Genomic DNA, 14945 nt, shown 5'->3' with positions numbered 1-14945 from the left:
AAACTTGCATTCGATCTTGCTCAGTTGGTCGCAAGTGGACTATACCTGTCGGCGTCTGCACAGTCGTTTCCGGCGACGCGGACAGGGGGACACGGGGGAACGGCCGAGGACGGCACAACAGGTGCGATCCAATGTCCGAACTCCCTCAACCCCCCACTGCACATGGCTAGCCTGAAATCAGCACTACCCAAGCGCAACTGACCGCGGTGGCGGGGCCCTTCGCCTGTCTGGCGAATATCGACGGGCGACCGGTACACACCGCCTGAGTCCTGGAGAAGGCGAGGACTTGAGCATGGGATCCACCTCCGCCCACAAGAATGAGGGCCTTGGCCGTCGCGATGTGATCAAGCGATCTGCCGCACTCGGCCTGATCAGCGTGCCGACGATGAGCTTCCTGTCGGCGTGTGCGAGCAGTGACAGCGGCAGCGACAAGAAGGTCGAGAAGGGCAAGACCAGCAAGACGAACCCGCTCGGCGTCAACGAGACGGCTCCCCTAGAGGTAGTCATCTTCGACGGTGGTTTCGGCCAGCAGTACGCCCTCGACGCGGAGAAGAAGTACAACGCCGCGTTCCCGAAGGCCCCGAAGGTCAAGCACGCCGCGACCCAGAAGATCCAGTCGCAGCTGCAGCCGCGCTTCAACGGCGGCACCCCGCCGGACCTGATCGACAACTCCGGCGCCGAGCAGATGGACATGGGTGTCCTGGTCGGCAAGAAGCAACTGCTGGACCTGACGCCGCTGATGGACGCCCCGTCCATCGACGACCCGACCAAGAAGGTCCGCGACACGCTGCGCCCGGGTGTCCTGGAGATGGGGCAGTTCGACGGCGACCCCGTCTGGATCATGTACTACGCGTACACCGTGTACGGCGTCTGGTACTCGCAGACCGCGCTCGACAACCTCGACGCGCAGTACCCCGAGAACTGGGACGACATGCTCGCCCTCTGCGCGAAGGCGAAGAAGAAGGGCATCGCCGGCTGGACGTACCCCGGCAAGTACCCGTACTACCTGCCGTTCTCGCTCTACCCGTTCATCGCCAAGATCGGTGGCCGGGGGGTTCTCGACAAGATCGACAACCTGGAGCCGAACGCCTGGATGGACCCCGCGGTGAAGGCGGCGTTCGAGGCGTACTACGAGCTCTACCAGAAGGGCTACATCCTCAAGGGCACCCCCGGCCTGACCCACATCCAGTCGCAGACCGAGTGGACCAAGGGCAAGGCGCTGTTCATCCCGAACGGCTCGTGGGTGGAGAACGAGGCGGCGCCGACCACGCCCAAGGACTTCAAGATGATGGTCGCGCCGCCGTCCGGCCTCGACTCGTCCGACAAGATGCCGTTCGGCACCATCTGGGCGTCCGGCGGCGAGCCGTTCATCGTCCCGGCCAAGGCGAAGAACCCCGAGGGCGGCATGGAGCAGCTGCGCATCATGCTCTCCGAGGAGTCGTCGAAGAACTTCACCAAGCAGGTCAAGTCGCTCAGCGCCTTCAACGGCGGCACCGACGGTCTGACCCTGTCGACCGCCATGCAGGCCGGTGTCGACTCGCTGAAGAAGGCCGGCGACAACGTGGTGAACCCGCGGCTGCAGGACTGGTACGTGAAGCTCCAGAAGGAGCAGATCGGCGTCGCCGGTATCGGCGAGATGATGGCCGGTCGCGCGACCCCGGCCGAGACCCTCAAGAAGATCCAGGCTTTCGCGGACGCGGCGGCCAAGGATCAGTCCATCAAGCACTACAAGCACCAGTGAGCAACCGTCACCAGCGGCGGCACCCGCGGAAAGATCGGGGTCGGTAAACGATGCAGCATGGCAAGTACCGTTTCATCGTGGGGTTCTTGGTGGTCCCACTGGCGTTGTACGCGGTCTTCGTCATTTGGCCGTTCATCCAGTCCATTTACTACTCGTTCACGGACTGGACCGGCCTGAGCCCGGACTTCAAGATGGTCGGGTTCGACAACTACACGAGGATGCTGAAGGACGACGTCTTCTGGAAGTCGTTGCAGCACAGCGTGTTGCTCGTACTGCTGCTGCCGCTGGTGACGCTGGGCCTGGCGCTGTTCTTCGCCTTCATGCTCAATGTCGGAGGCCGGCGGCGCAAGAATGCCGCGGTCTCCGGCGTGCGGGGCTCGTCCTTCTACAAGATCGCTTATTTCTTCCCGCAGGTGCTCTCGATCGTCATCGTCGCCCTGCTCTTCCAGTTCGCCTTCAACCCCGTCAGCGGGATGCTGAATTCGACACTGAAGGGAATCGGTCTGGGCTCCATCCAGCCGGACTGGCTGGGCGATCCGAGTCTCGCGCTGGTCTGCGTCATGTCGGTGCTGGTCTGGTCGACGGTCGGATTCTTCGTCGTCCTCTTCTCGGCCGGCATGGCGTCCATCCCGAAGGACTTCTACGAGGCGGCGCTCCTCGACGGGGCCAACCGCTTCACCACGTTCTTCCGGATCACGCTTCCGCTGCTCTGGGACACGGTGCAGTCGGGCTGGGTCTACATGGGGATCCTGGCCCTCGGCGTGGAGGCGTTCACCGCCGTACAGGTCATGACCGTGGGCCCCGGTGGTCCCGACTACTCGACCACGGTCCTTCCGCTGTACGTGTACCAGACGGCCTTCCGTGACGGGCAGGCCGGATACGCGACAACGATCGGTGTCGGACTGCTCATCGTCACCATGGCCTTCGCCGCCGTGGTGATGCGACTGGGCCGGCGCGAGCGGCTGGAGTTCTGATGCTGCGATTCACGGGGGACGGCCCACGGACCCCCAGCAGGCACCACAGGTCGGCCTCCGTGTCCGGCTCGACAGTACGAGGTGAGTACACGTGAAGACGACTGACACCCCTCCCGCGGCACCGGCGGCCGACCCGGCACCCGTGGCCAAGGCGCCCGCGCCCGCCGTCAAGGAGAAGAGCGGCGAGGGCCAGGTCCTCAATGTCTTCTCGCACGGTGTGCTGATCATCTGGGCGATCCTGGTCGTCCTACCGCTGCTCTGGGCGGTGATGGCGTCCTTCAAGACGGACGACTCGATCCTGTCGACGCCGTGGGCGTTGCCCGACAAGCTGCACTTCGAGAACTGGTCGCGCGCCTGGAGCCAGGCGCACATGAGCGACTACTTCTTCAACACCGTGGTGGTGGTGGGCTGCTCGCTCGTCGGAACCCTGCTGCTCGGGTCGATGGCGGCGTACGTACTGGCGCGGTTCGACTTCCCTGGCAACCGCTTCCTCTACTACCTGTTCATCGGCGGGATGAGTTTCCCGATCATCCTGGCGCTGGTCCCGCTGTTCTTCGTCATGAACAACATGGGCCTGCTGAACACGCGGCACGGACTGATCATGGTCTACATCGCGTATTCGCTGCCGTTCACCGTCTTCTTCCTCACCTCGTTCTTCCGGTCACTGCCGAGCTCGGTGGCGGAGGCGGCGATGATCGACGGGGCCTCGCACACCCGGACCTTCTTCCAGGTGATGCTGCCGATGGCGAAGCCCGGCCTGATCAGCGTCGGTATCTTCAACTTCCTCGGGCAGTGGAACCAGTACATGCTGCCGACGGTGCTCAACACCGATCCGAACCACCGGGTGCTCTCCCAGGGCCTGGTCGAACTGGCCAACAGCCAGGGGTACAAGGGTGACTGGTCCGGTCTCTTCGCCGGTCTGGTGATGGCGATGCTGCCGGTCCTCGCGGCCTACATCATCTTCCAGCGCCAGGTCGTCGCCGGGCTCACCGCGGGTGCGGTGAAGTAGCACTCGTACCCTCCGTACACACACGAACCGCCCGTCGGCCATGCGCCGACGGGCGGTTCGTGTGTGCGGGACGGACGCCCCGGGCGCGGGTGCGGTGCTCATCCGAGGCTTCGCATGCTCAAGGTCTTGACGGGGAGCACCTCAAAACGTCAGCTTAGAGTTCACATGTTAGAGAAATCGGTAGGAGTGAGAGAGTCGATGGAGACTCCGGGTTCGCAGACATCTCTGCATCGCGCCAACCTTGAGCGGGTGGTGCGCGCGGTACGCATGGCGGGCTCGCTCACCCAGGCGGAGATCGCACGGAGCACCGGCCTGTCAGCGGCCACCGTCTCCAACATCGTTCGCGAACTGAAGGACGGCGGCACGGTCGAGGTGACCCCCACCTCGGCGGGCGGCCGGCGGGCCCGCAGCGTCTCGCTCAGCGGTGACGCGGGCATTGTGATCGGCGTCGACTTCGGGCATACGCATCTGAGGGTGGCGGTCGGTAATCTCGCCCACCAGGTGCTCGCCGAGGAGTCCGAGCCGATGGATGTCGACGCCTCGGCGGCGGAGGGGTTCGGGCGGGCGGAGCGGCTGGTCAGACGACTGATCGAGACGACCGGGATCAGCCCGGACAAGGTGATCGGGGTCGGCCTCGGTGTTCCGGGCCCGATCGACGTCGAGTCCGGCACACTGGGCTCCACGTCGATCCTGCCGGGCTGGACGGGCATCAACCCCAGCGAGGAGCTCGCAGGCCGTCTCGGCGTTCCGGTGTACGTCGACAACGACGCCAACCTCGGGGCGCTCGGCGAGCTGGTCTGGGGGAGCGGCCGCGGGGTCAAGGACCTCGCGTACATCAAGGTCGCCAGCGGTGTCGGTGCCGGTCTGGTGATCGACGGGCACATCTACCGGGGGCCGGGCGGCACGGCCGGCGAGATCGGGCACATCACGCTCGACGAATCGGGCCCGGTCTGCCGCTGCGGCAACCGGGGGTGCCTGGAGACGTTCACAGCCGCGCGATACGTCCTGCCACTGCTCCAGCCCAGTCACGGACCCGATCTCACCATGGAACGGGTGGTCCAGCTGGCCCGCGGGGGCGATCCGGGCTGCCGTCGGGTGATCGGGGACGTCGGGCGGCACATCGGCAGCGGGGTGGCCAACCTCTGCAATCTGCTCAACCCCAGCCGGGTGGTGCTCGGCGGTTCGCTCGCCGAGGCCGGCGAACTGGTGCTCGCACCGATCCGCGACTCGGTCTCCCGCTATGCCATTCCCAGCGCCGCCAGGCAGCTCTCCGTGCTGCCCGGGGCGCTCGGCGGCCGGGCCGAGGTGCTGGGCGCGCTGGCCCTGGTACTGAGCGAGATGGGGGATTCAACCCTTTTGGAAAGCACTTTGCCGTCAACAGCCCCCGCCTTCACTTAGATAACGAATGGCACCGTTGTCATCTCGTTAAGAATTTACTCCTTGACGCTGACGTCGCAGCCGAGTTGACTTCCAGCCACCTCGGCCGCAACGCTGCGGCCTCGTCAGGGAGGCAAACCCGCAATGAACGCAATGACGCGACGCATCGTCATAGGCACGGCCGCAGTTTCGATGGCCGTCTCCCTCGCAGCCTGCGGCAAGGCGGGCGGCGACAAGGACAGCGGCAGCGGTGGCGACGGCAAGACCATCGGTCTGCTGCTGCCGGAGAACAAGACGACGCGTTACGAGACGTTCGACCGCCCCATCATGGAGGCGAAGATCACGGCGCTCTGCGCCGACTGCAAGGTCAAGTACAACAACGCCGCGGGGGACACCGAGACCCAGAAGAAGCAGTTCGACGCGCTCGTCACGCAGGGTGTGAAGGTCATCATCCTCGACACCGTCGACTACAAGGCCGCGAAGTCCTGGGTCCAGCAGGCCGCGAAGAAGGACGTCAAGGTCGTCGCGTACGACCGTCTCGCCGAGGGACCGATCTCCGCCTATGTGTCGTACGACAACGAGAAGATCGGCCAGCTCCAGGGTGAGGCGCTGGTCAAGGCGCTGGGCGCCAAGGCCAAGGACAGCAACGTTGTCATGATCAACGGCTCGCCGACCGACCCGAACGCCCCCTTCTTCAAGAAGGGCGCGCACAGCGTCCTCGACAAGCAGGTCAAGAAGGTCGTCTACGAGCAGGACATCCCGGACTGGTCGGCGGACGAGGCCAACAAGAAGATGGGAGCGGCCATCGACTCCCTGGGCAAGGACGGCTTCCAGGGTGTCTACTCCGCCAACGACGGCATGGCCGGCGGCATCATCACGGCCCTGAAGAAGCAGGGTGTGAAGGTTCCGGTCGGCGGTCAGGACTCCGAGCTCGCCGGTCTGCAGCGCATCATCGCGGGCGAGCAGGCCTTCTCGATCTACAAGCAGATCAAGCCGGAGGCCGAGACCACCGCCGAGATCGCCGTCAGGCTGCTCAAGGGCGAGAAGATCGACGATCTGGCCCCGATCAAGGTCGACAGCCTCTCGGGCGAGTTCAAGGGCACCCCGTCGAAGCTGTACGACGCCTCGGTCGTGACCAAGGAGAACATCGCCTCCACGATCGTCGCGGACAAGGTCTACAAGGTCGAGGAGATCTGCACCGCCCAGTACAAGGCGGCCTGCGACGCCGCCGGCATCAAGTAGCACCCGAGGACAAGCTCCCCCGGGCACCTCTGCCAGTCCGGCACCCGCCCCGTCAACGCCCCGCAAGCGGGGGTGGGCGCCGGACTCCTTCTCAGGTCCGGTCGTCTGACCGCCGCCGCCTCCTCGGGCGACGACGGCGTCCCGACGACGGGACCTGGGGGCACGTCGTCACCCCGCCGTCTGTCGAGCGACGGCCCTCCGGGGCAGGACAGCGGTCGGACGACGGCCCTACCCCCTGTGCTCAGCAGCACCATCCCCGCCGGTCAGGCGGCGAAGGAGATGATTCACGTGTCCGCTACGCCCGTGCTGGCGTTGCGCGGAATCTCCAAGCGGTTCGGCGCCGTCCAGGCGCTCACCGACGTGGACCTGGAGATTCACCCCGGCGAAGTGGTTGCCCTGGTCGGCGACAACGGCGCCGGCAAGTCGACCCTCGTCAAGACCATTTCGGGTGTCCACCCGATCGACGAAGGCGCCATCGAGTGGGAGGGCGAGACGGTCCGGATCAACCGGCCGAACGACGCCCAGGAGCTCGGAGTCGCCACCGTCTACCAGGACTTGGCCCTCTGCGACAACCTCGATGTCGTCGCCAACCTCTTCCTCGGCAGCGAACTGCGCAAGGTCTCCGTCCTCGACGAGATCGCGATGGAGAAGCGCGCCAAGGAACTGCTGGACACGCTGTCCATCCGGATCCCCAGTGTCCGTATCCCGGTCGCCTCGCTCTCCGGTGGTCAGCGCCAGGTCGTGGCCATCGCCCGCGCCCTGATCGGCGACCCCAAGGTCGTCATCCTGGACGAGCCGACCGCGGCCCTCGGCGTCGAACAGACCGCCCAGGTCCTCGACCTGGTCGAGCGGCTGCGCGAGCGTGGCCACGGCGTCATCCTCATCAGCCACAACATGGCCGACGTGCGCGCCGTCGCGGACAAGGTCGCGGTGCTCCGCCTGGGCCGCAACAACGGTGTCTTCGACGTCGCGAGCACCTCCCACGAAGAGATCATCGCCGCGATCACCGGCGCCACGGACAATGCCGTCACGCGCCGCCAGGTACGCACAGCCACGAAGGAGGACGCGAAGTGAGCGACCTCGCCAAGACCCCCGGGACTTCCACCGAGAAGCCCGCCGCCACGGCACCGGCCGCCGAGCAGTCGGCAGCCCCGACCTCCGCCGTGGACCCGCGGCTCCTCGTACGCGAAGAGGGCTTCAAGGGCTACTGGTCGGAGTTCACCCGCAAGGTACGTGGTGGTGAGCTGGGCTCCCTGCCGGTCTTCGTCGGCCTGATCGTCATCGCGATCGTCTTCCAGTTCCAGAACAGCAACTTCCTCTCCGCCAGTTCCGTCGCCAACATCGCGGTCTACAGCTCCGGCCTCGGCATCATGGCGGTCGGCATCGTGTTCGTCCTGCTGCTCGGCGAGATCGACCTCTCGGTCGGCTCCGTCGCCGGCGTCGGCGCGGCCGTCTGGGCCGTACTCAACGTCAACAACGGCTGGAACGAGTGGCTCGCGATCACCGTCGCCGTGCTCTCCGGAATGGCTCTCGGTGCGCTGCACGGCTTCTTCTTCGCCAAGATCGGTGTACCGGCGTTCGTCGTCACCCTGGCGGGCTTCCTCGGCTGGAGCGGTCTTCAGGACTGGATGATGGGCGGGGAAGGCTCGATCAACACACCGTCCGGCAGCACTGTCGAGAACCTGACCAACTACTTCTTCGAGGACAAGGCCGCCGGCTACGGACTCGCCCTGGTCGCCGTCCTCGCGTACGCCGCCTCGCTCCTGGTGGACAGCAGGCGCCGCAAGGCCGCAGGCCTGCCCGCCCGGCCAACCAGCGAGGTCGTGCTGCGCACCGCCGTCGTCGCGGTCCTGTGCTTCGTCGTCGCGTATGTCCTGAACGAACCCGAGGGCGCCCGTGGCCTGCCGCTCGCCCTGGTGCTCTTCCTCGCCGTCCTGGTCGTCGCGGACTTCGTCGCCCGGCGCACGAGCTTCGGCCGTCAGGTCTTCGCGGTCGGCGGTAACCCGGAGGCCGCGCGCCGTGCCGGTATCAACGTCGACCGGGTCCGGATCACCGTCTTCGCCCTGTCCGGCACGCTGGGTGCCTTCGGCGGCCTCTTCATCGCCAGCCTCTCCGGCGGCGCCACCAAGAGCGTCGGCGGCGGCAACACACTGATGCTGGTCATCGCCGCCGCCGTCATCGGCGGCACCAGCCTCTTCGGAGGCCGGGGCAAGGTCTGGTCCGCGCTGCTCGGCATGATCGTGATCCAGTCGATCCAGCAGGGCCTGAACATGATCGGTATGGCCAACGCCATTCAGTACATGATCACCGGCGCGGTTCTGCTGGCCGCCGTGGTCATCGACTCGGTCTCCCGCCGCACCCAGAAGACCGCAGGTCGCGCGTAACATCACGCCCGCCCGATCCAGTGCCCGGCGCCCGATCAGGCGCCGGGCACTGTCGGCTGCGGGGAGGGGTGTGACTGCACACCCCCTGCCCGATGCCTGCCACGACGGGCGGAACACTAGACTCATCGGATCGGCATGCTCGACCAGCTCAACGCAAGGAGGAACGGGTGGCTCTGCTGACCCGCATCGGTGGACCGCGCGACCTGGACCGGCTCACTCCCGAGCAGCTGGACCAGCTCGCCGAAGAGATCCGGACCTTCCTCGTCGACGCCGTATCGAAGACCGGCGGCCACCTCGGCCCCAACCTGGGCGTGGTCGAGCTGACCATCGCTCTGCACCGGGTCTTCGATTCGCCGAAGGACAAGGTGCTGTTCGACACCGGTCACCAGAGCTATGTGCACAAGCTCCTCACCGGTCGCCAGGACTTTTCGAAGCTCAAGAGCAAGGGCGGCCTCTCCGGCTACCCCTCGCGCGCCGAGTCCGAACACGACATCATCGAGAACTCGCACGCCTCCACCGTGCTCGGCTGGGCCGATGGCCTCGCCAAGGCCAACGAGGTGCTGAAGAAGGACGACCACGTCGTCGCGGTCATCGGCGACGGCGCGCTCACCGGCGGTATGGCCTGGGAGGCGCTGAACAACATCGCCGCCGCCAAGGACCGCCCCCTCGTCATCGTCGTCAACGACAACGAGCGTTCCTACGCCCCGACCATCGGCGGCCTCGCCAACCACCTCGCCACCCTGCGCACCACCGACGGTTACGAGCGCTTCCTGGCCCGCGGCAAGGACATCCTGGGGCGCACCCCCGTCGTCGGGAAGCCGCTGTACGAGACGCTGCACGGCGCCAAGAAGGGGCTGAAGGACTTCATCGCCCCGCAGGGCATGTTCGAGGACCTCGGCCTGAAGTATGTCGGCCCGATCGACGGCCACGACATCGAGGCCCTGGAGTCCGCGCTCCAGCGCGCCAAGCGCTTCGGCGGGCCCGTCATCGTGCACTGCCTCACCGAGAAGGGCCGCGGCTACACCCCCGCCCTGCTCGACGAGGCCGACCGCTTCCACGCCGTCGGCAAGATCCACCCCGACACCGGCCTCCCGGTCGCCACCTCGGGCCTCGACTGGACCTCCGTCTTCGGCGAGGAGATGGTCAAGCTCGGCAAGGAGCGCGAGGACATCGTCGCGATCACCGCGGCCATGCTCCAGCCGGTCGGCCTGACCAAGTTCGAGAAGGCGTTCCCGGACCGGATCTACGACGTCGGCATCGCCGAGCAGCACGGCGCGGTCTCCGCGGCCGGCCTCGCCACCGGCGGACTGCACCCCGTCTTCGCGGTGTACGCCACCTTCCTCAACCGCGCCTTCGACCAGGTCCTCATGGATGTCGCCCTGCACAAGTGCGGTGTGACGTTCGTCCTGGACCGTGCCGGTGTCACCGGCACGGACGGTGCCTCGCACAACGGCATGTGGGACATGTCGATCCTGCAGTGCGTGCCCACCCTCCGGATCGCCGCCCCGCGCGATGCCGATCAGGTCCGCGCCCAGTTGCGCGAGGCCGTCGAGGTCGACGACGCCCCGACCGTGGTCCGCTTCTCCAAGGGCGCGGTCGGCCCGGCGGTCAAGGCCGTCGGCCGGGTCGGCGGCATGGACGTCCTGCGCGAGCCCGGCACCATCCGGCCGGACGTCCTCCTGGTCTCCGTCGGTGCGCTCGCCCCGATGTGCCTGGAGATCGCAGACCTGCTGGACGCCCAGGGCATCACGACGACGGTCGTCGACCCGCGCTGGGTCAAGCCCGTCGACGAGGCCATGGCCCCGCTCGCCGAGCAGCACCGCGTCGTCGTCACCGTCGAGGACAACAGCCGGGCCGGCGGCGTCGGCTCCGCCGTCGCCCAGGCGCTGCGAGACGCCGGGGTGGATGTACCGCTGCGCGACTTCGGCATCCCGCCGCGCTTCCTCGACCACGCCTCCCGCGCGGAAGTCATGGCCGAGATCGGACTGACCGCGCCGGACATCGCCCGTCAGGTCACCGGCCTGGTCGCCAAGCTGGACGGCCGCTACGACACGGACAGCAACTCCGTGATCGAGCCCGTCCGCGACTGACCCGTTCGACCCCGGTCCTCGCGGCCGGTACGCGATACGGCCAATGGGCCGGTCGGACCACCCTGTACGAGTGGTCCGACCGGCCCATTCGCGTGAAATCGCCCGGTGCGGAGCTCTGCGCCGCAAATACGGTCCCAATCATGGCGTACACGACGAGTGCGTGGAGGTACGCCGGTGACTGCCCAGCAGGACACACCACCCAGCAGTGGCGGACTGTTCCGAACCAAGACGGTCGAACAGTCCATCCGCGATACCGAGGAGCCGGAGCACGCGCTCAAGAAGTCCCTCTCCGCGCTGGACCTCACAGTCTTCGGAGTGGGCGTCATCATCGGCACCGGCATCTTCGTGCTCACGGGCAAGGTGGCCAAGGAGACCGCGGGCCCCGCCACCGCCCTCGCCTTCGTGGCCGCGGCCATCGTCTGCGCCCTGGCCGCGCTCTGCTACGCCGAGTTCGCCTCCACCGTCCCGGTCGCCGGCTCCGCGTACACCTTCTCGTACGCTTCTCTCGGCGAACTGATCGCCTGGATCATCGGCTGGGACCTGGTGCTGGAGTTCGCACTCGGCACGGCGGTGGTGGCGGTCGGCTGGTCCGGTTATGTCCGCTCGCTGATGGGCAACTTCGGCTGGAGCATGCCCGAAGTGCTCTCCGGACCCGATGTGGCGAAAGGATTCGGCTTCGACATCCTGGCCTTCGCCCTGGTACTCGTCCTGACCGTCGTGCTGGTGCTCGGTATGAAGCTCTCCGCCCGGGTCACCACCATTGTGGTCGCCATCAAGATCGCCGTGGTCCTGGTCGTGATCATCGCGGGACTGTTCTTCGTCAAGGCCGCCAACTACTCGCCGTTCATCCCCGAGGCACAGCCACAGCCCTCCGGTTCCGGGCTGACCGCGCCGCTGATCCAGCTGATCTTCGGCTATGCGCCCACGAACTTCGGCGTCCTTGGCATCTTCACCGCCGCCTCCGTCGTCTTCTTCGCCTTCATCGGCTTCGACGTGGTGGCCACCGCCGCCGAGGAGACGAAGGTTCCGCAACGTGACATGCCACGTGGCATCCTCGCTTCGCTCTTCATCTGCACTGTGCTCTATGTCGCCGTGTCACTGGTGGTCACGGGCATGCAGCACTACAGCGAGCTGTCGGTCGAGGCCCCGCTTGCCGATGCCTTCAAGGCCGTCGGCCATCCCGTCTACGCGGGATTCATCAGCTTCGGCGCAGCGATCGGCCTCACCACGGTCTGTCTGATCCTGCTGCTCGGACAGACCCGGGTGTTCTTCGCGATGAGCCGCGACGGTCTGCTCCCGAGGTTCTTCTCCGTGACGCACCCCCGCTTCCGCACCCCGTACCGCCCGACCATCCTGCTCGGCGTGATCATCGCGATCGTCGCGGGCTTCACGAGCATCAACGAACTGGCGACGCTGGTGAACATCGGCACGCTCTTCGCGTTCGTCGTCGTGGCCCTGGGCGTCATGGTGCTGCGCCGCACCCGCCCAGATCTGCACCGCGCGTTCCGCACCCCGTGGGTGCCGCTGATCCCGATCCTCTCGGTGGCCGCCTCGGTCTGGCTGATGCTCAATCTGCCGGCCGAGACCTGGCTGCGGTTCGCCATCTGGATGGCCATCGGCGTGGTCATCTACTTCGCGTACGGGCGCGGGCACAGCCGGATCAACGAGCCCGTCGGCCGGCCGTAGCTCCGTCGGTACGCGACAGGTCCGTCGGTACGCGACGGAGCGTCATGTCCCGGCCGCGCCCCGCTCCGTCAGCCGCCGGTGGCGGGGGACTTCTTCGCGGACTCCGGGATCGTGCCGTCCTTGCGGATGGCCGTCCAGAGGTCGTCGGCCTGCGGCTGGGCCGCCACCACGCGGTTGGGGTCCTGCTTGTCGTACGCCACCGGCAGCATGATCGTTTCCATGGTGCCCGGGTCCACGCCGTTCATCGACCGGGCGAACTTCGAGAGCGACGTCAGCGAGGCGAGACCGTCGTCGGTCGTCAGCGACTTGGTCGCCGAGTTGGCGATCTTGTACGTGTTCGTCGGGCTGCTCAGCAGATCCTGCGACTTGACCTCGCTCAGCAGCGCCAGCAGGAACTGCTGCTGCAGGCCGATCCGGCCGAGGTCACTGCCGTCCCCGATGCCGTGCCGGGTGCGTACGTACGCGAGCGACTGGGTGCCGTCGAGCTTGTGCGGCCCCGCGGTGAGGTCGAGGCCGGACGACTTGTCGTGGATGTCCTGCGGAACATCGACCGTGACGCCGCCGATCGCGTCGACCAGATCCTTGAACCCGGCGAAGTTGATCTCCAGGTAGTGGTCGATCCGGACCTTGGACATCTTCTCGACGGTCTTGACCACACAGGCCGGACCGACCTGCGAATAGACGGAGTTGAACATCACGCGGTTCGCCGACGGAACGGCCGAGCCGTCGGCCTTCGTGCACTCGGGCCGGGTCACCAGGGTGTCACGGGGTATGGACACGGCGACGGCCTTGGTACGGCCCTCGGGAATGTGCACCACCATCGCGGTGTCGGACCGGGCGCCGCTGACGTTTCCGCCGCCGCCCAGCTCCTTGTTCTCGGCACCGGCCCGGGAGTCGGAGCCGAGCACCAGCAGGTTCTGACCGCTGGTCGGCAGCTTCTCGGGGCGGTCGTCGCCGAGCGCCTTGTCGATGTCGACGCCCTTGATGTTCCCGTCGAGGCTGCTGTAGAGCCAGTAGACGGTGCCGCCGCCGGCGAGCAGCAGGATGAGCAGGACGCTGAGGGTGATCTTGAGGCCGCGGCGGCGCTTGCGAGGGGCTCCCCGCTGCTTCCGTCCGCCGTCACCGGAGGCCGGGCGACCGTCGTGCGTGCCCTGTGTCATGGCGTCGTGGCTCATCCTGGTCGAGTCCTCAAATCTCATGGCCCGAGGTGGGCTGTGAAGTGCGTGGGACTCGGGTGGGGGGTGTGGCCGGTCCGTGCATGCATGACTGAGCGTGCACTATAGAACAGAGGATCGTGCGAATGGGTGTTTTGGCCCCCGGAATCGTGTTCTGTGCTGCTCGAACTACTATTCGTTCATGACTTGGTTGATCACGGGTGGTGCGGGCTTCATCGGGGCGCATGTCGTCCGCGCTATGCGCGAGGCCGGTGAGTCGGTCGTCGTGTACGACGATCTCTCGACGGGCGACCGCTCGCGCGTGCCCGCGGATGTCCCGTTCGTCCAGGGATCGACGCTCGACGCGGCACTGCTGCGGAGCACCCTGGCGGAACTGCCGGTGCGGGGGGTGGTCCACCTCGCCGCGAAGAAGCAGGTGGCGGAGTCCGTCGAGCGCCCGCTGTTCTACTACCGGGAGAACGTGCAGGGCCTGCAGACCCTGCTGGAGGCCGTGGCCGACAGTGAGGTGCGGGCGTTCCTCTTTTCCTCGTCGGCGGCCGTCTACGGAATGCCCGACGTACCGGTGGTGACGGAGACGACTCCGTGCGCCCCGATCAACCCCTACGGCGAGACCAAGCTGACGGGCGAATGGATGGTGCGCGCCGCAGGGAAGGCGCACGGCATCGCCACCGCCTCGATGCGGTACTTCAACGTTGCCGGCGCGGCTACACCGGCCCTCGCCGACACGGGCGTCTTCAACCTGGTGCCCATGGTTTTCGAGAAACTCACGCGGGGCGAGGCGCCGGTGGTGTTCGGTGACGACTACGACACCGAGGACGGCACCTGCGTGCGCGACTTCATCCACGTCGCCGACATCGCCTCGGCGCACCTGGCCGCGGCGCGAGCACTCCTCGACCGTGAGCCGGGCACCGACCTGACCGTCAACATCGGCCGCGGGGAGGGTGTCTCCGTGCGGGAGATGATCGAACTGATCGGGGAAGTGACCGGATACGGTGCCGCCGCCACACCCGTGAGCGCCCCGCGCCGGGCCGGTGACCCTGCCCGCGTCGTGGCCGCCGCCGACCGCATCCGCGGCGAGCTGGGTTGGCACGCGCAGCACGATGCGCGTGCCATGGTCGCTTCGGCATGGGCCGGGTGGTGTCTGCGGATGCCGCAGGCGCGGCGCTGAACCGAGCGTCGACGACCCGCCGGGGCGGGGTGACGCTGAGCATATGATGTGTCGGCCCCGTGAGGGCAGGATGAAGAACCGGTGAGGCAGAGAGGGTGT

11 protein-coding genes are annotated in these 14945 nt (G+C 67.0%); 10 read left to right on the top strand and 1 reads right to left on the bottom strand.

Going from position 1 to position 14945, the window contains the following annotated elements; genetic code table 11:
• The first annotated feature begins 292 nt into the window (after window positions 1–292).
• The 9 genes from ngcE (at window position 293) to OG609_RS08645 (ending at window position 12503) form a co-directional block, all read left to right on the top strand.
• A complete protein-coding gene (ngcE, locus tag OG609_RS08685) occupies window positions 293–1741 on the top strand; it encodes an N-acetylglucosamine/diacetylchitobiose ABC transporter substrate-binding protein (protein WP_327272280.1) in 1449 nt (482 codons plus the stop codon).
• A gap of 50 nt (window positions 1742–1791) precedes the next feature.
• Window positions 1792–2715: a carbohydrate ABC transporter permease gene (locus tag OG609_RS08680; RefSeq protein WP_327272279.1), complete on the top strand. Its 924-nt coding sequence runs from the start codon at window positions 1792–1794 to the stop codon at window positions 2713–2715.
• A 91-nt stretch (window positions 2716–2806) separates the two neighbouring features.
• Window positions 2807–3724 (top strand): carbohydrate ABC transporter permease, encoded by a 918-nt coding sequence (locus OG609_RS08675; protein ID WP_327272278.1) that lies wholly within the window; start codon window positions 2807–2809, stop codon window positions 3722–3724.
• Window positions 3725–3922: 198 nt separating this feature from the next.
• Window positions 3923–5122, top strand: a complete 1200-nt coding sequence (locus tag OG609_RS08670) for an ROK family transcriptional regulator (RefSeq protein ID WP_327272277.1) — start codon at window positions 3923–3925, stop codon at window positions 5120–5122.
• 123 nt (window positions 5123–5245) lie between these two features.
• Window positions 5246–6343, top strand: coding sequence for a substrate-binding domain-containing protein (locus OG609_RS08665; protein WP_442817952.1), 1098 nt, complete (start codon window positions 5246–5248; stop codon window positions 6341–6343).
• Window positions 6344–6622: 279 nt separating this feature from the next.
• Entirely contained in the window at window positions 6623–7417 is a 795-nt protein-coding gene (locus OG609_RS08660; RefSeq protein ID WP_327277980.1) for an ATP-binding cassette domain-containing protein, read from the top strand.
• A complete protein-coding gene (locus tag OG609_RS08655) occupies window positions 7414–8727 on the top strand; it encodes a sugar ABC transporter permease (protein WP_327272276.1) in 1314 nt (437 codons plus the stop codon). Before OG609_RS08660 ends, OG609_RS08655 begins: the two co-directional genes overlap by 4 nt.
• A gap of 167 nt (window positions 8728–8894) precedes the next feature.
• Entirely contained in the window at window positions 8895–10817 is a 1923-nt protein-coding gene (gene dxs, locus OG609_RS08650; protein ID WP_327272275.1) for a 1-deoxy-D-xylulose-5-phosphate synthase, read from the top strand.
• A gap of 174 nt (window positions 10818–10991) precedes the next feature.
• Complete coding sequence (locus OG609_RS08645; protein WP_327272274.1) at window positions 10992–12503, top strand: amino acid permease; 1512 nt, start codon at window positions 10992–10994, stop codon at window positions 12501–12503.
• 68 nt (window positions 12504–12571) lie between these two features.
• Here the strand turns inward: OG609_RS08645 and OG609_RS08640 are convergent, their stop codons facing one another.
• A complete protein-coding gene (locus OG609_RS08640; RefSeq protein WP_327272273.1) occupies window positions 12572–13678 on the bottom strand; it encodes an LCP family protein in 1107 nt (368 codons plus the stop codon).
• 181 nt (window positions 13679–13859) lie between these two features.
• On the opposite strand from OG609_RS08640, the gene galE reads away from it, so the two are divergent.
• Window positions 13860–14846 carry a UDP-glucose 4-epimerase GalE gene (gene galE, locus OG609_RS08635; RefSeq protein ID WP_114247269.1) on the top strand — a complete coding sequence of 329 codons (987 nt, stop codon included), beginning with the start codon at window positions 13860–13862 and terminating at the stop codon, window positions 14844–14846.
• Window positions 14847–14945 lie beyond the last annotated feature (99 nt).

It is taken from the genome of Streptomyces sp. NBC_01224 (genome assembly GCF_036002945.1).
Taxonomy (GTDB): Bacteria; Actinomycetota; Actinomycetes; order Streptomycetales; family Streptomycetaceae; genus Streptomyces.
This window is presented reverse-complemented; position numbering and strand designations above follow the sequence as displayed.